Consider the following 21,570-nt stretch of genomic DNA (forward strand, 5'->3'; position numbering starts at 1 on the left):
ACCTGTCGAGGTCGGCTTTTTGTTTGCCGCCGCGTTTTCAATCCGCTGCGCGCTTCAGCACCTGCCACTTCTCGTCGGACTCCTGCACGCGGCCGTCGTGCGCCAGCTTGAGCAGGTGCGCCAGCAGCGAGCGCTTTGCCACCGGGAGCATGCGCTGGGGCACGTCGTCGTAGACGCGCAGGAGCAGGGCGTCGATGCCGGTTTCGCCAAGCTCTCGCAGCGCGTTGAGCACCTTTGCCTCGCGCTGCATGCGATGGCGGATCAAGGTGCGGATGGCATCCGCGGGCCGGGGCATCAGGAAGCCGTGGCCGGGCGCGAGCCATTCCAGGTCTTCGTCCTGCAGCGCGGCCAGCGAGGCCAGGTACGCGTGCATGTCGCCATCGGGCGGATTGATGACGACGGTGGAGCCCTGCATCACGTGGTCGCCGGTGAACAAGGTCTTTTCTTCCTCGAGCAGGAAGCAAAGATGATTGGATGCATGTCCCGGCGTGTGGACCACGCGCAGCGTGCAGCCTTCGCCAAGCGCCAGGCGCTCGCCGTGCGCCAGGATGCGCTCGGGCTGGAAGGTCTGGTCCTGGCGTGGCGTCTGCGGCGCGGGACGGCCCAGCACCGGAGCGCCGGTGGCGGCTTTGAGGCTGGATGTCGCCGGCGAGTGGTCGATGTGCGTGTGGGTAGCCAGGATCCAGCGGATCGGCCCGGGCGCGGCCGCCAGCACGGCGTCCACATGGGCTTCGTCGTCGGGGCCCGGATCGATCACGGCCCATTCGTTGCGCGCGGGATCGCCCACAAAGTACGTATTGGTGCCGGGCCCGGTCATCACGCTGCCATTGCCGGCCGTGACGCGCCAGATGCGCTCGGACAGGCGCACCGCGGCACCGGTCGCCAGCTCATAGCGCGCATGGCCCTGGCCTAGCGGGTCGATGCGCTCGATCTCGGCATAGGCGGGCTCGCTGGGCAGCACGGGCCGCAGGCCGCCACTGCCCTGGGCCAGGCGCGGCATGATGCGCGCAATGTCGCGCAACTGCGCCGCGTGGTCAAAGCAGGCCTGGGCGGTGTCGAAGCGGGCAATCGATGCCAGCGTGCGCCGCGTGACGGCCACCAGCTTCAGGCCGCGCGCCGGATCGATGGCATCGCCCGGGCGTATCCAGAGATGCTCCACGGCCTCGTCGCCATCGTGCGTGGCGGACTGCCCGGCGGGCGCCATGGCCACGAAAAAGCGCGTGTCGAAGCGCTTGGGCAAGCCGGGTGGCGTCAGCCAGTGGCTGTGATATGCCAGGCGGTCCACCGCCAGGCGCACGCCAAGCCGCTCGCAGAGCTGCGCCATGCCTGGCCCGCCGCGCCGCGCGGACTGCCGCAGCCATGCCTGCTGCGTGGCGTCGAGCGTGTCCAGCGCGATCAACTCGCCGCCGGCATCGCTCGCAAACAGCAGGCCGGCTTCCTCGAAACACTCGCGCACGGCCGCCAGGTAGAAATCCAGGCCGCCGTCAGGCAGCTTGAGACGTGCGCTGGCCGCGGCATCGTCCAGGCCGGCGCAGGCCTCGTGCAGGGTTTTGTCCTGGGGGTCGAGCGTGCCGCCGGGAAAGACGAAGGCGCCGCTGCTGCGGTCGTCGTTGCGCTCGGCGCGGCGCACCAGCAGCACTTCCATGCCGGCCGCGCCATCGCGCACTACCAGGATGCTTGCGGCCTGGCGCAGTGAGGGGGGGCGTGAGGGAGGGGGGCTTCCGCTCTGTTCTTGTTCGCGCATGTGGGGCGGTTCCTGATTGACTGGCTAGGATCAGGCGACAGTGTAGCGGCATCGCACGGTTATGCCACCAAGGGAAAGCGAGACGGTAAGCCGTTGGCGGGGCCGTCCCGCACTTGCGGGCAGGACGGCAGTGGCGGTGATGACTAGTTGGAGGACGTTTTGTTCATCGCTGTGAATTGCTGCGTGAGGTAGGTCTTGGTGGAGTTCATCCGGGTCATCATCAGGTCAAGCTGCTGGAACTGCGCACGATAGCGCGACATCGTGGCGTCGATCCCCGCGGAGGTGCGGGTGTAGGTGCTGTCGAGGTTCTTCAGGTTGGTGTTGAGGCCTTCGGTGGCCGTCGTCAGCGCGCCCTTTGCAGCGCTGAACGATTTCACCATGTCCGCCAGCTGATTGCCATAGCCGGACTTGCCGTCGGCACCGCTGAACAGCTGCGCCACGCCGGTCCGGTTGGAGGTGAGCGCCTTGTTCAGCTTGGCGGTGTCGAGCCCCATGGAGCCGTCGGCCTTGAACGAGATCCCGATCTGGGTCAGGTTGACAAGGCTGGAGTCGCTGGTGCCGGTCTGCGGCGTGTTGAACACGGAACGCAACTGGTTCTGGATCGTGCGCAGCGTAGCGTCGCCCAGCAGCGGCGACTGCGTGCCCTTGTTGCTCTTGTCGAAGGCGGACAGCTTCGCGGCGGTGCTTTGCAGCGTGTTGTAGGCCGTGACAAAGCTCTGTACGGCGGCAGCCATCGTCCCGGTGTCGGTGACGGCGGTCACCGTGCTGTCGCCCTTGCTCAACAGGTTCAGCGTCAGGCCCGGCGCGGCGCCTTGCACCGAGTTGGTCGGGCTGCTCACGTCGATGCCGTTGATGTTCAGCTTGGCATCGAGGGCCTCGATGTTCTGCTTCATCGCCTTGGTGCCGGCCGGGTCATACGCCAGCAAACCGGCAATGGTGCTGGGGTCGCCGGCGCCGTTGCTGTCCACGGAGATGCGCATGCTGGACTTGGCGCCCGTGGTGTTGGACGTCAGCACCATGCGGTACGGTGTGCTGCCGCCATCGTTGACGATGCTGGCGGTCACGCCGGCATTGGACGCATTGATCGCATCGCGGATGCCGGTCAGCGTGTTGTTGGTGCCGTTGATGTTGATCGAGGCGGGCTTGCCGGTGCCGGGCGTGAAAACGGCGCCCTCGGTGGTGCCGAACTCGATCGTGATCTTGGCGCTGCCCAGCAACTGGCCCGTGCTGTCGGAGATGCCGTTGGACACCAGCGTCTGCGACTGCGCCAGCTGCGACACCTTGACCGCATAGGTGCCCGCCAGCGCGGACTTGTCGGCCACGACGCCCAGCACGCCGGTGTTGCTGGAGGTGGTCGTGGTGCTGTTGTACAGGCTCGCCGTGCCAAGCGCGCTGGCGGCATTCTGGAACGAAGCCAGCGCCCCTTGCAGCAGACCATAAGCGGAGAGCTTTGTGGTGTGGACGGTGGCTTTCTTGGTCAGGGCAGTGAGCTTGGTCTCTTCCGCCTTTTGCAGATTGTCCAGCAAGGTGCTCAGGTCCAGCTGCGACCCGACGCCTATCGAGGAAATAGCCATGGTTGCAATCCCTTAATTGCATGTTGGAGGAGGTCGGCCCGCCGAAGCGGCCCGGCTAGTCAGGAGAGCCAGTTGCGTGCGGATGATACGGCCGGCACGCAGGGCTTCCTCGGGCGAGGTACTGATCGATGGCGTCGCCATAGGCGTGCGCTGTATTGCGACAAGCCGCTGGTTCCTGGCAGGAAATCCGGTGCCCGTGGCCTGGCTGTCGCGTCGCCCTTGAGGTTGTCGACACGAGGGTAGATACGGGTACGCCGGGACAGCCGTGGGACGCCACTGGCCATTAAGATGTTGCTGACTGCACCCCGGCTCGCCGATCTGTCGGCTGTGTGCGCCGATCTTGCCCTCGTTTCGCGCTGAAGATGAGCGCATCGACCGAAAACCAGGGGGTAATCCCGATCGTGTGCTTCACTCTTCACGCTCAAGATCGTAGCGGCGCGGGCTTGGGGCCAATTGAGTGAATAAGGGGTGAAAGTCCGCGCATATCGTTTGGGCCGGCGCGGCGCACGGCGTGTGGCCCACCGCAGCGAAATCCAGCGGCGAGCCTGCAAAAAAATGCACTGCGGGAGCGTCCGTTTGCTATTCAGTTTGAGAGGGAGATGCCGATATGGACCGCAAGGGTTTGCTCGATGCAGCGATGGTACTGGAGGACCTGGCCGCCGGCCTGCAGCCTGACCCGGCGCGCCTGGCGGCTGGCGCGCAGGCGCTGGAGGCCATGCACGCCGACCACCCCTCGTGGCGCGACATGACCGACGCCGCGTTCGGCCTGCAGGCGCTGGCCGCGGGTGGCGCGCTTGGCCTGGACGCAAAGGGGCGCGCACGCGCGGCCCGTCTGGCGGAGGTCGTGCGCAGCCTGGTCGATCCGTTGTAGGACCTGCCGAGTATCGCCGCAAGGCGCGCGCGCACCGCCGCGCCGCCGAGCGTGCCGATCGCCGCGCCCGCGGTGCCAAGAATACCCCCTCCCACCAGCATGCCGCCGCCCGCCCCGATCGGGGCCCCGCACAGCGCCCAGCTGACGGCGGCAGGTGCCGTCATGGCGCGCAGGCCAGCCACGATGCCGATAAAAAGCGCGAGCAGGTACAGGGTCATGGCGTCTGTCCTCGATCAAGGCTGGCACGGCTGACGCGCTGAGCTTGAGCCAGTGCCCGGCGCGCGCACGTGCGCTAACCCACATGGCGAGTATGCCTGCGGCGCCTGGCAAAGCGGGCGTTCGAGCAAGAAGACGCGGGTTCGCAGGGGACTTGAGGTGCATCTGGCCCGAGTGAGCGGGTTGCCTGACGCTATCCACCGAGGGGCGCCTGCGCAATGAGGCGCTTCAGGAAACGGAAAATTCAAAGGCAATGGTGAGTCACTGACGTTTACGCCTCGGAGTACGCGTCAGCGAGGTAGGTGTCTTACGGTCCGGGGCAACAGGGGTTAGGGCAGTCGGGCTCGAAAGATATCCCTGCCAAATTGGCACGATCGGAATTCGAATCCTTGGACGTGAACAATCTGACTTCGATCTGCGTTGGATCAGCGCCAAACTGGGACAGGAGGTTCCGCAGGTGGGTCTGGCGTTTCTCGGATAGTGCTCTCGACACGCCGAGGGAAGACCCAGTCTTAATTTCTACGAGGTAGCGTCCCTTGATCTGGAAATTGGCGATGATCTTTGCATTCCAGTGTGCCAGATTCCCAATATTCGTTGCTGAGAGTGTCGAGGCGCCCGTTGCAAACTGAACCTCGGTATCAAGCCCCAGTGGTTTGCAGGCAAGAGCGTCTAGCGCCATGAATAGGCATGCTCCAGCCAAGAGCTTCTTATATTCGATCATCCCAAATCCCGACGGTGTATGCGGCGATATTCTCGGCGTTTTCGATGCAAAAGCGGTTGGCGTCCGCCGCCTTCCAGCGTGAGTTGCGGGTGCTATACCAAACATCTCGCGTTCCCATTGCATCCTGGAAGTGAGAGACCTCGTGAATAAGAGTGAGCAGCTTACTATCCCCATCGACTGGCACTCCCTTTGAGTCTTTAAGTTCATCGGGCAGCCTGCAGAACGCCGGCCAGATAAAAATGCGGTGCAGTCCGTCGGGCCCACAGACGGAGGCCGCCCCAAGATTATCTTTGGCGGCTTTCGGTATGCATCCTGTCCGCGCGAGGCTCTCTTCGGAGTACCGCTCAAAGTTGTTCTCAGATAGCGATACCAGCAACGCACGGATCCTCGCGAGGCCATCCTTCAGCCTCGTTCGTAACTCGTTGCTTGGGGGGCCAAAGTACAGAGCCATCTTCGCCTGGTCTATCTTGCCCCAGGTAGAAATTTCTCCGAGCCGATTGTCTACGTCTTTCACAGCCTTATCGCGCAGACGAAGCATCAATGCGCGGAACTCCGCATTGGACATGTTTGGGCAGATGATCGTCTGATCCTCCGCGTAGGTGTCGTCCTGCATCCGCTCGATGAGCTTATTGGATGCCTCCTGACTTAGAGCGCGATGGGACGGAACAAGTGGTCCTGCCTGCGTCAAATGGGCCTCTGAAAGCGGCCGACGTATCGCGATACGGAAGTCGCTCTGCGAGGCAATGACGCGAGGATGAGTCGCGCACTTGCACTTCAGCCATGCTCCTTCGACGAGAATCTGCCGTCCATCGGTTAGCGTAAATGCTGGGTAAGCATCGTTGAACAACGTGCCGATGGAATTGCACGCCGGACACGTCGCCTGGTCACCCTCGGCAGCAACTTCGACACCATGGTGCGGAATGCCCCCTGTGGCAAATACCTTCCCACCCCGATTTGTTGCGTCGCCGTGCCGAATGGCTGCGCGCATATCACTCAATTTTGTACTCCATTCACGGCGAAGAATCGATAGCCCGGCTCAAGCAGGCCAGGAATCGGCGCGCCCTCTATCTCATTAAAGGTAAACAACGAGGTCGAGCTAGAAACGATGGTGTCGCCGTTGCTTAGTACACTTCCGACGATTGCCATAGGCACGCCATCAAAACAAACAGCGTTGCCGGCACCCGAGATGATTTCGGCAGAACGACCGTCCGGATAGGTCGCGATATCCCCAACGCGCAGCCCGACATGCCCATCGATAGACAGCTCCGAAGTGCCAGTCAGGATCTCACCGCCTTTGGCGGTTCTTGCGCCAGAAAATGCGACAACGTAGGATTGCTTGACATTCGATTTATTAACGTAATTCTCCTTGTTAAACAATAGAGTTTCGCCAACACCCAATACAACAGTAGTTCAGCACAGATGGCAATCGGACGCGTCTGAAAATGGACTGATGAATAGCAAACAATTGCAAGTGGCTTCTTGTCGACCGGCCCATCAAACGTAGAGTAGGAATCCAGCACGTAAGTGGGATCACGTACGCCGACATTGACCAGCTTGGACTGATATGGCGCGTACTGATCCCCGCGAGCGGTGGATAGGACCACCACGAACACGTAACGCGCCCGACGGGCGCCCCTTCGCAGGTGGGCTGTCGGCACGCTCGACGGCGTACGCGTTATTGGGGCCTGGCGCCTTGTTTCGCTGGCTGATTGCCACTGGCAGCACCCGGTCGGCAAGGGAAGCCGGTCGGTAAAATTGGCGTTATCGCCGCTTTTGCGCATGGCGCTCGATCAGCAACTCGCGCAACGCGGCCTGCCCGTGACGCCAGCCCGTTGGGATCCCAAGATGGCCCTGATCGCCAGCCTGGAGTAGGGCAGCGCAACCAGCATCACCGGTACCCGCTTGTGGACGGTGATGCAGCGCTTCTTTGACCAGGCCGCGGACATCATCGCCCTCGATCACCCGACAGTCGCCGAAAAGCTGCGGCGTGCTAGTCCGCACTAGACGCGGCATACCCATGCCGCACGCGCCCTAGCCAGCGGCGCAGAGCTGACCACCGCTCGCGAAAGCTTTCGCCATGCCTCTGTGGCCAACACCTCGATTTACCTGCGAAGCAATGAGCTCAAGCGGGCACGCCAGATGGATCAGGCTGTTGCTGCCCGGTCGCGAGCTTCTGGCGAGGTTCTCGAAGGCTTAGCGTGCAATATTGATCATTCGTTTTCTGACGTGCCGCTACAAGCCCCAGGTGCGCAACGCCCGCAGCCCTACAGCATCACCTCCACCTGCGCCAGCAGCTTGCCCAGCGCGAGCTCCATCACCGTGCGCTCCCGGGGGAAAGCGCGGACATCAGCGTCTCGTGCCGGCAGACCACGATCAGCATGATCTTCTCGAACAGCGGCTTGCCCTCGGCGGACAGCGAAATGAGCACCGCGCGGGGCGTCGATGGCGATGTCCACGATGACGTAGCGGCCCTCGTGCTGCATGCCGCGCAACGACACACCGCCTCGTTGCGGTAGTAGCTGCGGCCGCCCGCCCAGGCGAGGCCTTTGTCCGGGACCGGGGCGGCAACCCCGAGCGCGTCGAGGATTTCCAGCGAGCACCGCGCGCAACCAGATTGACTGGGGCCGATCAGAATTCCACCATCGCAAAGTCTTCCTTGCCCACGTCGCACAGCGGGCAGCGCCAGTCGTCGGGGATATCTTCCCAGCGGGTGCCGGGCGCGATGCCGTCTTCTGGAAGGCCAGCGGCTTCGTCATAGACCCAGCCGCAGATGATGCACACCCATTGCTTGAACGCGTCGTCAGCGGCGGATGCGGTCTTTGCCGCGATGGGGGCTTCTGGCTGCGCGGCGGGCTTCTCTTGTTCCGGCTCGTCCAGGCTGAAGACAAGCGGCGCCGCGGTAGCGTCGCCGGGCGCGAGGCGCGCCTGCAACAGGGCAAGCAGCGCCTGCGCCTCTTCCGTGGTCAGGTCGATCCAGTACGGATCGCCTGCGCCGTCGTTCAATCGCTTTGGGGAAAACTGGATCTCTACTGCGGTGCCTTTCTTGTACATGCGATCAGGGGGCGGGGTATCGGGTTTTTTGGGTTTTGTGCAGGGTAAGGATTAGACAGGAAAAAGCACGCCGGCGAGCCATTGCTGGAAATCGGCAACCACGTCGGCATCCAGTTCATGGCCGATCGGGTAGCGCTGCGACCGATGCGGCACGCCCAGCGCGTCCAGCCACCGGTCCGCGCGTTCGGCCCACGCGACGGGCAGCTTGTTGTCGAGTTCGCCGTGCGCGATGAAGGCCGATATCCCGGCAAGCGCCTCGCGCGGGGCGAGGTGCGGCTCGATCTCCGGCAGGATGCGCCCGCTCAGCACCGCAAAGCCGGCCACGTCGGCTGGCGCGCTCAGGCCAACGCTGGCGCTGAGGATGCCGCCCTGGCTGAAGCCGGCGATCACCGTGCGCGCGGGCAGGGCGCCATCCTGCGCATGGCGGGCACGGACGAAGGCAATCAGCTGCTGGCGGCTGCGCTCGGCCTGGGCTGCGTTGATGGCGGGCGTGCCACCGGCGAAGCTGACCTCGAAAAAACCATGCTGGCCGGGCCCGAAGGTGAGCGGGCCTTGCACCAGCACCACTTCCACGCGCGGGTCGATACGCGTGGCCACCGGCGCGAGGCTGGTCTCGTTGCTGCCTACGCCGTGCAGCAGCAGGAGCCGCGCGGCAGGCGTTGCGGCCGCAGCCGCTGACGCCTTTCGCAAGCGATAACGCAGGCCGGTCACGGGGTCTTCGGCCAGCGGGCCGATTTCATTGGGGGTGGTGTTCATATCGTCTCGCGTGGCTGTGAGCAAGGGATCAGGCAGGGGATCAGGGGATCAGGGGATCAGGCCGCAACGGGCTGCGCGGCCAGCGGCCGGAATCGGCCAAGCACATAGGATTCCATCGACAAGATCCCGTAGGTGATGCCGCCGTCGATCACCGCCATCGGCTCGCCCGCCGCGGCCGCGCCGATGGCCACCAGCAGCGGCAGGAAGTGCTCGTCGGTCGGGTGCGCGCGCTGCGCGTGCGGGGCCAGCTGGCGGTAATCGATCAGCGGCTGCGGGTCGCCGGTGCGCATGGCGCTGCGCACCGCCTCGCGCACCCACTGCGTGAATGCTGCCACGTACGGGGCATCGCCGCCGCCATGGCCGCGGAATTCATGGAGGTTGTGCGTCATGCTGCCGGAGGCGACGATCAGCACGCCCTGCTCGCGCAGCGGCGCCAGCGCACGGCCCAGCGCCAGCGCGCCGGCCGGGTCCAGCGGCTGCGGCAGCGACACCTGGAACACCGGCACCTGCGCATCGGGATACAGGTGGCGGACCGGCACCCAGGCGCCGTGATCCAGGCCGCGCTGCGGGTCCAGCCCGGCGTCGAACCCGGCCTGCGCCAGCAGCGCCACCGTGCGCTCGGCCAATGCCGGATGCCCGGCCGCCGGGTAGCGGATCTCGTACAGGGCACGCGGGAAGCCGCCGAAATCGTGGATGGTCTCGGGCTGCGTGCTTGCCGTTGCGCGTACGCCGCCGCGCGTTTCCCAGTGGGGCGAGACTACCAGCACCGCCTCGGGCACCGGCAGCGCGCGGCCCAGCGCGGTGAGCTGCGGGCCGGCCAGGCCCGGCTCGATGGCGAAGGTGGGCGCGCCGTGGGAGACAAACAGGACGGGAAGTGCGGTAGACATCTCGGAATCTCCGGAGGCCACGGCAAAACCCGCGGCGTGCAACGACATAGGGAATCTTGCTAGTCTATTGATTCATGTGGCGGCAATAAACTGCCAATCGTGTGATATATAGTCCCGATTATCGAGACAATAAGCCGGAGCCGAGACAACCCCGTGGACCGCGCACTGGAAATGACCGTATTCACCGCCGTGGTCGACGCCGGCAGCTTTGTCGGCGCGGTCGAGGGCCTGCGCATGTCCAAGGCCGCGGTCTCGCGCCATGTGGATGCGCTGGAACAGCGCCTGGGCGTGCGCCTGCTGCAGCGCACCACGCGCCGGCTGTCGCTGACCGAGGAGGGGCGCATTTTCTACCAGCGCGCGCGCGAAGTGCTGGCGGCGCTGGACGACGCCGAGTCCGAGATCACGTCCCGCACGCAGGAGCCTAGCGGGCTGATCCGCATCAACGTGCCGCTCACGTTTGGCATCCTGCACCTCGCGCCGCTCTGGAGCGCTTTCATGGCGGCGTATCCACAGGTTGATCTCGACATCACCCTCAATGACCGCGTGGTGGACCTGGTCGACGAAGGCTACGACCTTGCCGTGCGCATTGGCGACATGCCAAGCTCCGCGCTGATCAGCCGCAAACTGGTCGCAACCCGCATGGTGCTATGCGCGTCGCCTGGCTATCTCGCGCAGCACGGCGCGCCAACCCATCCGCATGAACTGGCCGAGCACCGCGTGCTGGCCTACACCAACTGGTCCGGGCGCGACGAATGGCAGTTCGATGGCCCGCACGGCAAGGTCAGCGTGAGCACCCGCGCCCGGGTGTACTCCAACAATGGCGACACGTGCCGCGCCATTGCGCTGGCGCATGGCGGCATCATGCTGCAGCCGAGCTTCATGCTCCAGGACGACTTGCGGCGCGGGGACCTGGTTGAACTGATGCCCGGGTTCCGCGCGATCGAGATTGGCGTCTACGCTGTGTATCCGACGCGCAAGCAGTTGCCGCTCAAGGTGCGCCGGCTGGTGGATTTCCTGGTGGAGGCGTTTCGGGATGTGTCTTGGGGGTAGGGGGGCTACCCATCGCTTTCACAGTCCCTTGGGCAACAACGCCGCCAGCGATTCCCGCATGGCCCGCGCAATCAGTTGCTGCCGCTCGCGCGGCATGCGGGCCAGCGTGGAGGCCACGCTGATGCCCGCCACCGGTTCGCCGTCCGTGCTGTGCACCGCCATGCCCACGGCCAGCACGCCGCTGGTGGCGTGATTGCCGATCACGGACCAGCCGCGCTCGCGCGTGGCGCGCACCAGGATGTTCATGCGCTCTGGCGTCATGCCGCCATAGTGGCCCAGCGCCGCGGCATTGGCGGTGATGCATTGCGCCACGTCGTCTTGCGGCAGCGCCGCCAGCAGGGCCAGCCCGGCGGCGCCGACGCCGAGCGGCTGGCGAGTACCGACCTGGATCACGAGGATCTGCACCGGATGCGTCCCGACATGGCGCGCGATGCAGTGCGAGATCGCGCCTTCGCGCACGACGGCGAAGGCGGCATCCCCACAGGCGGCACTCACGCGCGCCAGCACTGGCTGTAGCCGCGCCGCCAGGCCATCGGTGGCGTGCGGCTGCGCGAGCACCGCCAGCCGCGGCCCCGCCACGTAGCGAAAGCGCCCGCGCTGCGCCACATAGCCGCTTTCCATCAAAGTGGCCAGCAGCCGGTAGACGGTGGCGCGCTCCAGCGCCGCGATGCGGCACAGGTCGACCACGCGCAGGCCTTCGCGGCCGCTGGCCAGCACCGCATCCAGCAATTGCAGGCCGCGCCGCAGCGTGCGGCTGCCGCCGTCTTCGGCGGCCTCGGTGGTATCGGTGGTATCGGCGGCATCGGCGGCATCGGCGGCATCGGTGGCATCGGTGGCATCGGTGGTATCGGCGGCATCGGTGGCATCGGCGGCATCGGGAAGGGCGCTGAGGGTTGCCTTGCCTTTGGCAGAAACGTCCGGCAGGCGGACGTTTTGATTGGCGGAGCGGGCAGGCATGGGGAAGAATTTCTCGGTCGATGGAAGCCACCCGCAGTATGCCGCAGCGCGGCCAGAAGGGGGCTAGCGACGGCATCGCACTGCCAAAACAGGAGACAAACCATGACCTTCCACAATGCACCGCGCCGGCGCCTGCTGGCGCTCGCGGCGGCCCTTGGCCTGGCGGGCGGCCTCGCGCTGCCGCTTCATGCCCAGCCTGCCGCCTGGCCTACCAAGCCCATCAAGCTCGTGGTCGGCTACGCCGCCGGCGGCGCCACGGACGTGATCGCGCGCATCATCGCGCTCAAGCTGGGCGAGCAGCTGGGCCAGCCGATGGTGGTGGACAACCGGGCGGGCGCCAACAGTAACGTGGGCGCCGAAGTGGTGGCCAAGTCCGCGCCCGATGGCTACACGCTCTACGTCTACACCATCGCCAACACCATCAACGCGTCGCTGTACGACAAGCTTGGCTACGACCCGCAAAAGGACTTCGAGCCCATCGGGCTGATCGCCAGGATTCCCAACATCCTGGTGGTGAACCCCAAGCTGCCGGTGAAGACCCTGGCCGACTACATCCGCTTTGCCAAGGCGTCGCCGGACGGCATCACCTTTGCCTCGTCGGGCAGCGGCTCGTCCATCCACCTGTCGGGCGAGATGTTCAAGATGCAGGCCCGGCTGAACATGCTGCACATCCCGTACCGGGGCAGCGCGCCGGCGGTGACCGACCTGCTGGGCGGGCAGGTCCAATCGATGTTCGACAACACGCCTTCGGCGCTGCCGCACGTGAAGGCGGGGCGGTTGCGCGCCATTGCCATCACCAGCGCCCAGCGCTCGCCGCTGCTGCCCGAGGTGCCGACCGTTGCCGAGTCGGGCTTTCCCGGCTTTGACGTGCAATCGTGGTTCAGCCTGGCCGCGCCCGCCGGCACGCCGCGGCCGGTGATCGAGCGCCTGAACTCGGCCCTCAACAAGGTGCTGGCCGCGCCCGACGTGCGCCAGCGCTTGCAGGATCTGGCGGCCACCCCCGAGCCCGGCTCGCCAGAGCAATTGCGCCGCCTGATCGCGGCGGAAACCAAGCGCTGGCACGACGTGGTGAAACAGTCCGGCGCCAAGGCCGAATAAGAAACAAGGAGCGTTGCCTACCATGTACCCGATCGATTTCTTCTGGCGCGCCGCAGCGCGCTGGCCCGGCAACATTGCGATCGACGCCCCCGAAGGCGCGATCCGCTACGACGCGCTGGCTGCCCAGGTGGCCGCGCTGGCCACGGCGCTCAATGCGCTCGACAACACCCTGCAGAGCCGCGTGGGCATTTGCGCGAAGAACAGCGCCGAGCACATCGTCGCGCTCTTGGCGGTGCTGGCCTGCGGCAAGGTCTGGGTGCCGCTGAACCCCAAGAGCACCCGGCCGGAGATCCGCCGCATCATCGACGCCACCGAGCCCTCCATCCTGGTGCTCGATACGGCCTGCGCCGGCCTGCTGGAGGGCGCGGCCGGCGCGCGCATCCATTGCGGCTCGCCGCCGCCCGGGCAGAGCTCGGTGGCCGCGTTGATCGCGCAGCATGCCGGCGCATCGCGCCCGGCCTTTGCGCTGCCGCAGGATGCCACGCAGGCGATCAAGTTCACCGGCGGCACCACCGGCTTGCCCAAGGGCGTGATGCAGCCGTACCGCGCCTGGATGACCAACGTCTCCAACCAGATCCACGCCTGGGGCTTCGATGAGCACGAGCGCTACATCGTGGCCGCGCCGATCACGCATGGCACGTCGACCTACCTGTTGCCCATCCTGGCGCAGGGCGGCTGCCACGTGGTGCTGGCCGAGGCGGGCGCCGAGGCGGTGCGCACGGCGTTTCGCGAGCGCGGCGGCACCGTGTGCTTCATGCCGCCAACGCTGGTCTACATGCTGATGGCGCTGCCTGGCGCCGCGCGCGCGGACTTCCCCTGCCTGCGCCGCCTGATCTACGGCGGCGCGCCGATGCCGCCGGAGAAGATCCGCGAGGTGCGTGCGTTCTTCGGCCCCGTGCTGGGCACCACCTACGGGCAGACCGAGGCGCCGCAGAGCCTGACCGTGATGCGCCCCGAGGATTTCGAGGACGAGCGCAACTGGGCCGCCGTGGGCCTGCCCACCTGGTTCAGCGACGTGGCCATCATGGCACCGGACGGCCGCCTGCTGCCCCCGGGCGAGGTCGGCGAGGTGGTGGCGCGCGGCGACCTGGTGATGAGCGGCTACTGGCGCCTGCCGGAGAAAACCGCCGAGACGCTGGTGGACGGCTGGCTGCACACGGGCGACCGCGGCCTGATCGATGAGCGCGGCTACCTGTACCTCAAGGACCGGCTCAAGGACATGGTCATCACCGGCGGCTTCAACGTCTATCCGGTGGATGTGGAGAACGCGCTGGGCCAGCACCCGGCGGTGCACGAATGCACGGTGTTCGGCGTGCCCGACGAAAAATGGGGCGAGGCGGTGCAGGCCGCCGTGCAGCTGCGCCCCGGCCAGCATGCCACCGAAGGCGAGCTGATTGCCTTTGTGCGCGAGCGCCTGGGCCCCGTGCAAACGCCCAAGCGAGTCCACTTCCATGCGAGCCTGCCGCGCTCCGCCGTGGGCAAGGTGCTCAAGACCGCCGTGCGCGAACGCGCCATCGCCCCCGATGCCCCTTCGGTCCCATCGGCCCCGCCCCCTGCCAACGAATCCACTGCGAACCCATCATGACTTCCTCAGCGTCCTCCAAGCCCGTCACACGCCTTTGCACCCATACCCTTACCAGCCTGCACTACCGCGACGCGGACCTGGTCGAGGACCTGATGGGCAAAAAGACCTTCACCGAGGTCATGCTCATGCAGATCCTGGGCCGCGCGCCGCGCCCGGTGGACCTGCGCATCACCGACGTGGTGCTGATCGTGCTGATGGAGCACGGCCTCACGCCCAGCGCCATCGCCACGCGGCTGATCTACATGAGCGCGCCCGAAAACCTGCAGGGCGCCGTATCCGCCGGCCTGCTGGCCGTGGGCAGCTCCTTCGTGGGCACCATGGAGAACTGCGCGCAGCTGCTCGATCGCATCGGAGCGGCCGCCGACCCCGATGCCGAGGCCATGGAGATCGCGCGCCACTACAAGTCCATCAAGAGCCATGTGCCCGGCTTTGGCCACCACCTGCACAAGCCGGTGGACCCGCGCGCCTACAAGCTGCTGGACATGGGCCGCGCCGAGCCCGACCTGGCCGGCGACAAGATCCGTGCGCTGGAGCGCCTGTCCAGCGCGGTGGATGCCGTGGCCGGCCGGCCCATTACCATCAACGCCACCGGCGCCGTGGCCGCCTTGCTGGGTGAGCTGGGCGTGCCCACGGCCGTGATGCGCGGCTTTGCCGTGATTTCGCGCGCGGCCGGGCTGGTGGCGCATATCGTGGAGGAGCAGCAAAGCCCCTCGGGCCGCTTTATCTGGGACACCATCGAGCACGCGATTCCTTACGTGGGCGAAGGCGGGCACCAGCCGGGGGAGGGCGCGTGACATGACGAACCGATCGAACCCAGGCGACAGCGCGCCGGCGGCACGCCCGCCGGCGTTGCCGCTCGATCTTCCGGGCCGCACGGTTTTTGTCGCCGGCGCGGGCTCGGCGGGGCCGGGCTGGAGCATCGGCCGCGCGGCCAGCGTGACCTACGCGCGCCTGGGCGCGCAGGTCTGCGTGGTGGACCGTGACGCGGCCTCGGCCGAGGAAACCACGGCGCTGATCCGGGCCGAAGGCGGCATCGCCGAGACCTTCACGGGCGATGTGTCCGTGGAGGCCGAAGTGGTGAGGCTCTTTGCCGCGGCGCGCGAGCGCTTCGGCATGGTGGACGTGCTGCATCACAACGTGGGCATTGGCAAGACCGGTGGCCCGATGGACACCACCGCGGACGACCTGGACCGCATCCATGCCGTCAACGTGCGCAGCCTGCTGCTGGCCAGCCAGCAGGTGCTGCCCGACATGGTGGCGCGCGGGCGCGGCGCCATCATCGCCATCTCGTCGGTGGCCGGCATGCGCTACGTGGGCTACCCGCACCTGGCCTACAGCGTGACCAAGGCCGCCGTGACGCAGTTCACGCGCATGCTGGCGCAACAATATGCGCCACATGGCGTGCGCGCCAACACCGTGGTGCCGGGGCTGATCGACACGCCGCGCATCGCCACCACGGTGGCGAAGATGTTCTCCGGCACCAGCCTGGACGAGGCGCGGCGTGCGCGCGCCGCGCAAGTGCCGATGGGCCGCATGGGCAGCGCATGGGACGTGGCCCACGCCTGCGCCTTCCTCGCCTCCGATGCGGCGGCCTATGTCACCGGCACGGAGCTCGTGGTGGATGGCGGCATCACCGGGAAATTCGTGTGACACGCAATCCGTCGTCGCGTGTGCAGTAGTTGCTTAAAAAAAGGATGGCCGGCTAATCATTACTCGCGCAACGCCATTGCGCGAGGGACAAAAGAGCCACTCAGTCTTGCCGATGTCTTCCTCCCGAAGCCGACGCTCGATCGGTTGCCACGACAAGCGAAGATCAGGCATCCGTGCAGGCGGTGGCCGTGTTCAAGCTCCATCAGGAGCGCGCAGGGCATGGCGCGCCATCCGGCCTGACCGGCGCCTGACCTGCGCCTGACCTGCGCCTGAAGGGGGCCGGCCGGCCAAGGACCAGTAAAATGGCCGGTCAGGGTTGGTTTTCAAAGGCGGCAGGTGGCACAACGACAACAGGGTTTTCTTCTGACTCGGCACTGGCGGGATACGGCCGCCGGGACGGAAGTCGAGTTCTGGCTGGCGACCGACAGCGGCCCCCGGCATATCCGCCTGGCGCATCAGCCCTCAGTGGCATTTATCCCGGCGGAGCAGCGCGAGACCGCCGAGGCGATCTTGTGCGGTGAGCGCAATGTGGCGTTGCGCGAACTCCCGCTCGCAGATTTCCATCGCCGCCCGGTGCTGGGCCTGTACTGCCAGCACTACCGCCAGCTCATCAAGCTGGAAAAGCTGCTGAAGGAAGCCGGCGTCAGCGTCTACGAGGCCGACATCCGCCCCCCGGAGCGCTACCTGATGGAGCGCTTTATCACCGCGCCCGTCTGGTTTGCCGGCGAGGCCAACGCGGCCCACGGCGGGGGCACCCTGCTCAACAGCCAGATGAAGCCGGGGCCAGCTTATCGGCCAACGCTGAAGCTGGTGTCGCTGGACATCGAGACCACCGCCCACGGCGACCTGTACTCGATCGCGCTGGAAGGCTGCGGCCAGCGCCAGGTGTATATGCTCGGCCCGCCCAACGGCGACGACAGCGCGCTCGATTTTGACCTGGAGTACTGCGCCAGCCACCCGCTGATGCTGCAAAAGCTGAACCAATGGCTAGCCCAGCATGATCCCGATGCCATCATCGGCTGGAACGTGGTGCAGTTCGACCTGCGCGTGCTGCAAAAGCATGCGGATCGCTATCAGGTCCCGCTGCTGTTTGGCCGGGCAGGCAATGTGCTGGAGTGGCGCGAGCACGGCTTCAAGGAGAACCATTTCTTTGCCTGCGCCGCCGGCCGCCTGATCATCGATGGTATCGAAGCGCTGCGCTCCGCCACCTGGAACTTCCCATCCTTCAGCCTGGAGAACGTGGCGCAGACGCTGCTAGGCGAGGGCAAGTCCATCGACGACCCGTATCAGCGCATGGCGGAGATCGACCGCCGCTTTGCCGAAGACAAGCCCGCGCTGGCTCGATACAACCTCAAGGACTGCGAGCTGGTGACCCGGATCTTTGCCAAGACCGAGTTGCTGACCTTCTTGCTGGAACGTGCCGCCGTCACCGGCTTGCCCGCGGACCGCAGCGGCGGCAGCGTGGCGGCCTTCACGCACCTGTACATGCCGCTGATGCATCGCCAGGGCTATGTCGCCCCGAACCTGGGCGAGGTGCCGGAGGGTGCCAGCCCCGGCGGCTTTGTCATGGATTCGCAGCCCGGGCTGTACGATTCGGTGCTGGTGCTGGACTACAAGAGCCTGTACCCGTCCATCATCCGCACCTTCCTGATCGATCCACTCGGGCTGGTGGAAGGGCTGCAGGATCCGTCCGACGAAAGCTCGGTGCCCGGATTTCGCGGCGCGCGCTTCTCGCGCACCCGGCATTGCCTGCCAGCCATCGTCAAGCAGATCTGGCAAGGCCGGGAAGCGGCCAAGCGCGAAGGCAACAAGCCCTTGTCGCAAGCGCTGAAGATCATCATGAATGCGTTCTACGGGGTGCTGGGGTCCAGCGTCTGCCGCTTTTTCGACCCGCGCCTGGCGTCGTCGATCACCATGCGCGGCCACGAGATCATGCACCGCACGCGCGAGCTGATCGAGGCGCAGGGCTACCAGGTGATCTATGGCGATACCGATTCGACCTTTGTCTGGCTGATGCAGCCGCATGCCGAGGAAGACGCCGACAGGATTGGCCGCATGCTTGTCCAGCAAGTGAACCAGTGGTGGCAGCAGCATCTGCAACAACAGTACGGCCTGGAGAGTGCGCTGGAGCTGCAGTACGAGACCCACTACCGCCGCTTCCTGATGCCCACCGTGCGCGGCGCCGAGCAGGGCAGCAAGAAGCGGTACGCGGGGCTGGTCGCCAAGGCGGACGGCAGCGAGGAGATGGTCTACAAGGGGCTGGAAACGGTACGCACGGACTGGACGCCGCTAGCCCAGCAGTTCCAGCAAGCGCTCTATCAGCGCGTGTTCAAGAAGCAACCGTACCGGGAATACGTGCGGGACTATGTCCGCCGCACCATGAGCGGCGAGTTCGACGCGCAACTGGTCTACCGCAAGCGCTTGCGCCGCACGCTCGAAGACTATCAGCGCAACGTGCCGCCGCATGTGCGCGCAGCACGCATCGCGGACGAGTTCAACCGCAAGGAAGGCCGTCCGCTGCAATACCAGAACGGCGGCTGGATCAGCTATGTGATGACGGTGGCCGGCCCCGAGCCGCTGGAAACCCGGCGCTCGCCCATCGACTACGACCACTATCTCACGCGCCAGCTGCAACCGGTGGCCGACGCCATCCTGCCCTTCCTGGGCGATGCGTTCGAGACGCTGGTGACGGGGCAGAAGGCGTTGTTTTGACGGGGGGGGCCGGGCGTCGGGGTTGCGCAGCCCGGCAGTGTCGTCGCCAAGCCCTGGGTGCCAGCGCTTTCACCTTCGCCGGCGTATTGGCAAGGTGCCGCTATTTCTTGGATTCGTATGCCATCCGCACCGCCAGACCTGTCAGAACGCTTCCCATCAGCCAGCGCTGCACCGATAGCCACTGCGGGCGTCCCGACAGGAAGGTGGATATCGATCCGGCCGTCACGATGATCAGTGCATTCACAGCCAGGCTGATCGAAATCTGAACGCTGCCGAGCGCCAGCGACTGGGTAAGAATACTGCCATGTCCTTCCGTAATAAATTGGGGAAGCAGAGACAGATACATGACGGCGATTTTTGGATTCGCCAGGTTAGTGATAAACCCCATGCCAAAGAGCTTTCCTGGGGTATCGATTGGCAGGTCGCGCACCGCAAACGCGGACCGTCCGCCCGGTTTGACCGCTTGCCAGGCAAGATACAGAAGGTACAAAGCGCCGCCGATGCGAAGCGTGTCGTATGCGTAAGGTACCGCAAATACGAAAGCCGTAATTCCGAATGCCGCACAGAGCATGTAGAACACAAAGCCCAGCGCAACGCCGCCCAATGAAATGAGGCCTGCGCGTCTACCTTGGCAAATTGAGCGGGAAATCAGATAAATCATGTTCGGCCCCGGCGTTAGAACCATTCCCAACGCCACAAGAGCGAACATGAGCAACTGTGCAAAATCAGGCATAACCCATCTCCAAGGATAGTAGGTAATGCCCAGGCGCGCGGCGGCCAGCAACCTCATGCTCCCCGATAGTGGCCTATCTGTATGCGCCAGTCACATGAGTGCAGAAATCATAGCACAGGAGAAAATACGCTAGAGGCTGTTTCAAAATGAAGCGAAGCGGTTCTGGCTAAGCGCGTTCCAGGCGGCAAGTGAGTCCATGTAGTCTCGCCAGTGAACAATGCGCCGAGCGGCGACACTGACGATCGAGCAGAACCGGTTGTCGTAGCGCACGCCCGTCGACACGATCGTTCCATGCACCTCGTACTCGATGACGATGACATGACCATCCGCGGCCAGGCGCCTGATCAGGTGGTCTGCTGCATGGACGACGATGTGCTTGCCGTAGCCGTGGAAACGCTCCATCAGGTCGGCCTTGCCCTCGATGATTCTCGGCCAGCCCGGAAAATCGTAGAGGACTTCGTAGACTATGTCGTCGGCGGCGCAATCGAAGAAAGGTTCGCCGTCGACGAGATCCCTCATGGCAGTTCGCACCAGGTCGAAACAGGGCTTGACCGGCATGAAGGCCGAATACGCCGAGATACTCATTTCTGTTCTCCTTGCCTCAGTTCAGTCCGGTCGTGTGGGCATCCGGGAACCAGTCATGGATCGGGAAGAGCCGTCCGCCGCCGTGCCGGCCTACGACGGCTCACCGGCCGATCCAGCCCTTCGATACAGCGCAGCCGGTGTCGCGCAAGCATCGCGCCCGGTCGCGCTGCCATAGCCGTACAGGGCTTTAGCTTCGATCCATTGATCTAGGTCATGGCAATCTCTGGATGGAGGAATACTGTACTAGGCAAGGCTCTTCGATTCGATATGGTGTCGAAGGCGATGTGAGCATAACCCGTTTCCATGGAGCGCGCCGTGACCACCCCACTTGCGCTATGGCACGAAGATCATATTCATTTCGCTCGACTGCTGGACATTTTGGAAGAGCAGGTAATTCTCTTCGGTCGGGGAGAGCGGCCAAATTACAATTTGATGAGCATCATCATCTATTACATGCGAAGTTTCGGCGATCGCGTTCACCATCCCCGTGAGGATGTTGCATACGCACGGCTCATTGAGCGAGATCCCGGCATGCAGATCGTGATTAGTCGGATCCAGCAGGAACATCGTGTGATTGCCATGGTGGGCGAAACGCTATCGGACCGCCTCAATGAGGCTGAAGGAGATCTGATCAGTTCGCGCACGGCTCTGGAGGCCGCCGGAGCGATGTACCTTGTGTACTATCGAAATCATCTTTCGACAGAGGAGCAACGCGTCATGCCGCGCGCGGCTCAGCTACTAACGCGCGAGGATTGGGCAGCCGTTGACGCTGCCGTTCCGGCGAGCGACGATCCGCTCTTCGGGGAAAACGTCCAAGAGCGTTTCGCGATGCTACGCAAGCAAATCGAAAGCGAGTTGAGCGTGTCCGGCCAGGGCTAGTTTCGGCATCTCCCCACCGACCAGATCCATTGCCAGCCTGGCGCAGCGGAACACGTCAGCGCTCCGCTCGGCTGCCGGCCCCATTTCCTGCATTGGTGGTTGTCCGTACAGGCCGATGAACCGCCGTCGGCCGACGGCTCTTCCCGGCCCATTGCGAAGGGTCGCCCTGTGCGACGCGTGTCTCCATGGCGGTTTGATAGAAGGACCTTCCGTCGGGCAAGCCTGGGATGCGCACCCGGCCAGGCGCGCGCCGCAGACAGTACAAGTGGATCGGCCAAGGCCGCGCAACGACGCCAGGAACTTTTTGAAATGGCCGCTCAGGCTCGGAGGTGCTGTGGTTGTGCGCTCGCTGTTGAACCCGGTGCCGCGGCACCAGCACTGGGCCAAAAAAAGTGCCACCGAGGTGGCACAAAGAGCATGAGAGAGGCGGGATGCTCGCGGGCGCATCTGCAGGACTGCCCGCACTGCCATGCAAGCATGACCTTGTTACATACCAGCGGA

Annotated in this window: 20 protein-coding genes and 1 riboswitch; of the genes, 8 read left to right on the plus strand and 12 right to left on the minus strand. The window is 65.1% G+C overall.

Annotated elements, in window-relative coordinates:
* Nucleotides 1–37 precede the first annotated feature (37 nt).
* Together RR42_RS09265 and fliD are read right to left on the minus strand one after the other, a co-directional pair.
* Nucleotides 38–1,744: an MBL fold metallo-hydrolase gene (locus tag RR42_RS09265; protein WP_043345990.1), complete on the minus strand. Its 1,707-nt coding sequence runs from the start codon at nucleotides 1,742–1,744 to the stop codon at nucleotides 38–40.
* Between the two features lie 143 nt (nucleotides 1,745–1,887).
* The gene (gene fliD, locus RR42_RS09270; protein ID WP_043345992.1) at nucleotides 1,888–3,318 is read right to left on the minus strand and encodes a flagellar filament capping protein FliD; all 1,431 of its coding nucleotides are present in this window, start codon (nucleotides 3,316–3,318) and stop codon (nucleotides 1,888–1,890) included.
* A gap of 607 nt (nucleotides 3,319–3,925) precedes the next feature.
* Here fliD and RR42_RS09275 point away from each other — a divergent pair.
* Nucleotides 3,926–4,189 (plus strand): hypothetical protein, encoded by a 264-nt coding sequence (locus RR42_RS09275; protein ID WP_043345995.1) that lies wholly within the window; start codon nucleotides 3,926–3,928, stop codon nucleotides 4,187–4,189.
* A gap of 523 nt (nucleotides 4,190–4,712) precedes the next feature.
* Here RR42_RS09275 and RR42_RS39565 read toward each other — a convergent pair.
* The 7 genes from RR42_RS39565 to RR42_RS09300 all read right to left on the minus strand — a co-directional run bounded on the left by RR42_RS39565 (nucleotide 4,713) and on the right by RR42_RS09300 (nucleotide 9,820).
* Nucleotides 4,713–5,126 (minus strand): hypothetical protein, encoded by a 414-nt coding sequence (locus tag RR42_RS39565; protein WP_144409796.1) that lies wholly within the window; start codon nucleotides 5,124–5,126, stop codon nucleotides 4,713–4,715.
* Complete coding sequence (locus RR42_RS38390) at nucleotides 5,113–6,114, minus strand: M35 family metallo-endopeptidase (protein ID WP_082054838.1); 1,002 nt, start codon at nucleotides 6,112–6,114, stop codon at nucleotides 5,113–5,115. Before RR42_RS38390 ends, RR42_RS39565 begins: the two co-directional genes overlap by 14 nt.
* 5 nt (nucleotides 6,115–6,119) lie before the next feature.
* Nucleotides 6,120–6,503, minus strand: coding sequence for a PAAR domain-containing protein (locus RR42_RS38395; protein WP_082054839.1), 384 nt, complete (start codon nucleotides 6,501–6,503; stop codon nucleotides 6,120–6,122).
* Nucleotides 6,504–7,390: 887 nt separating this feature from the next.
* The gene (locus tag RR42_RS40405) at nucleotides 7,391–7,624 is read right to left on the minus strand and encodes a hypothetical protein (RefSeq protein ID WP_158408273.1); all 234 of its coding nucleotides are present in this window, start codon (nucleotides 7,622–7,624) and stop codon (nucleotides 7,391–7,393) included.
* A gap of 130 nt (nucleotides 7,625–7,754) precedes the next feature.
* Nucleotides 7,755–8,177, minus strand: a complete 423-nt coding sequence (locus RR42_RS41600; RefSeq protein ID WP_082054841.1) for a rubredoxin — start codon at nucleotides 8,175–8,177, stop codon at nucleotides 7,755–7,757.
* 51 nt (nucleotides 8,178–8,228) lie between these two features.
* A complete protein-coding gene (locus tag RR42_RS09295) occupies nucleotides 8,229–8,933 on the minus strand; it encodes an alpha/beta hydrolase (RefSeq protein ID WP_043345998.1) in 705 nt (234 codons plus the stop codon).
* 56 nt (nucleotides 8,934–8,989) lie between these two features.
* Nucleotides 8,990–9,820 (minus strand): dioxygenase, encoded by an 831-nt coding sequence (locus RR42_RS09300; protein ID WP_043351721.1) that lies wholly within the window; start codon nucleotides 9,818–9,820, stop codon nucleotides 8,990–8,992.
* 153 nt (nucleotides 9,821–9,973) lie between these two features.
* Here RR42_RS09300 and RR42_RS09305 point away from each other — a divergent pair, with 153 nt between their 5' ends.
* A complete protein-coding gene (locus RR42_RS09305) occupies nucleotides 9,974–10,870 on the plus strand; it encodes a LysR family transcriptional regulator (RefSeq protein ID WP_043346000.1) in 897 nt (298 codons plus the stop codon).
* A gap of 18 nt (nucleotides 10,871–10,888) precedes the next feature.
* Here the strand turns inward: RR42_RS09305 and RR42_RS09310 are convergent, their stop codons facing one another.
* Nucleotides 10,889–11,827: an IclR family transcriptional regulator gene (locus RR42_RS09310; protein ID WP_043346003.1), complete on the minus strand. Its 939-nt coding sequence runs from the start codon at nucleotides 11,825–11,827 to the stop codon at nucleotides 10,889–10,891.
* A 102-nt stretch (nucleotides 11,828–11,929) separates the two neighbouring features.
* Between RR42_RS09310 and RR42_RS09315 the strand changes: the two genes are divergently transcribed.
* The 5 genes from RR42_RS09315 to RR42_RS09335 all read left to right on the plus strand — a co-directional run bounded on the left by RR42_RS09315 (nucleotide 11,930) and on the right by RR42_RS09335 (nucleotide 18,872).
* The gene (locus RR42_RS09315) at nucleotides 11,930–12,925 is read left to right on the plus strand and encodes a tripartite tricarboxylate transporter substrate binding protein (RefSeq protein WP_043346004.1); all 996 of its coding nucleotides are present in this window, start codon (nucleotides 11,930–11,932) and stop codon (nucleotides 12,923–12,925) included.
* Nucleotides 12,926–12,947: 22 nt separating this feature from the next.
* Nucleotides 12,948–14,510, plus strand: a complete 1,563-nt coding sequence (locus tag RR42_RS09320; protein ID WP_043346006.1) for a class I adenylate-forming enzyme family protein — start codon at nucleotides 12,948–12,950, stop codon at nucleotides 14,508–14,510.
* Nucleotides 14,507–15,304: a citryl-CoA lyase gene (locus tag RR42_RS09325; RefSeq protein ID WP_043346008.1), complete on the plus strand. Its 798-nt coding sequence runs from the start codon at nucleotides 14,507–14,509 to the stop codon at nucleotides 15,302–15,304. The genes RR42_RS09320 and RR42_RS09325 overlap by 4 nt, the downstream gene beginning before the upstream one ends.
* Before the next feature lies 1 nt (nucleotide 15,305).
* Nucleotides 15,306–16,160, plus strand: coding sequence for an SDR family NAD(P)-dependent oxidoreductase (locus RR42_RS09330; RefSeq protein ID WP_052494549.1), 855 nt, complete (start codon nucleotides 15,306–15,308; stop codon nucleotides 16,158–16,160).
* Nucleotides 16,161–16,496: 336 nt separating this feature from the next.
* The gene (locus tag RR42_RS09335; protein ID WP_043346010.1) at nucleotides 16,497–18,872 is read left to right on the plus strand and encodes a DNA polymerase II; all 2,376 of its coding nucleotides are present in this window, start codon (nucleotides 16,497–16,499) and stop codon (nucleotides 18,870–18,872) included.
* 100 nt (nucleotides 18,873–18,972) lie between these two features.
* Here RR42_RS09335 and RR42_RS09340 read toward each other — a convergent pair whose 3' ends face one another.
* Nucleotides 18,973–19,605 carry a LysE family translocator gene (locus tag RR42_RS09340; protein ID WP_043346012.1) on the minus strand — a complete coding sequence of 211 codons (633 nt, stop codon included), beginning with the start codon at nucleotides 19,603–19,605 and terminating at the stop codon, nucleotides 18,973–18,975.
* A gap of 20 nt (nucleotides 19,606–19,625) precedes the next feature.
* Nucleotides 19,626–19,709: riboswitch (ZMP/ZTP riboswitch) on the minus strand.
* Nucleotides 19,710–19,746: 37 nt separating this feature from the next.
* The gene (locus RR42_RS09345; protein WP_043346015.1) at nucleotides 19,747–20,190 is read right to left on the minus strand and encodes a nuclear transport factor 2 family protein; all 444 of its coding nucleotides are present in this window, start codon (nucleotides 20,188–20,190) and stop codon (nucleotides 19,747–19,749) included.
* A 315-nt stretch (nucleotides 20,191–20,505) separates the two neighbouring features.
* On the opposite strand from RR42_RS09345, the gene RR42_RS09350 reads away from it, so the two are divergent.
* Nucleotides 20,506–21,069: a hemerythrin domain-containing protein gene (locus tag RR42_RS09350; RefSeq protein ID WP_144409798.1), complete on the plus strand. Its 564-nt coding sequence runs from the start codon at nucleotides 20,506–20,508 to the stop codon at nucleotides 21,067–21,069.
* Nucleotides 21,070–21,570: the final 501 nt, after the last annotated feature.

Source organism: Cupriavidus basilensis, assembly GCF_000832305.1.
Lineage (GTDB): Bacteria > Pseudomonadota > Gammaproteobacteria > Burkholderiales > Burkholderiaceae > Cupriavidus > Cupriavidus basilensis_F.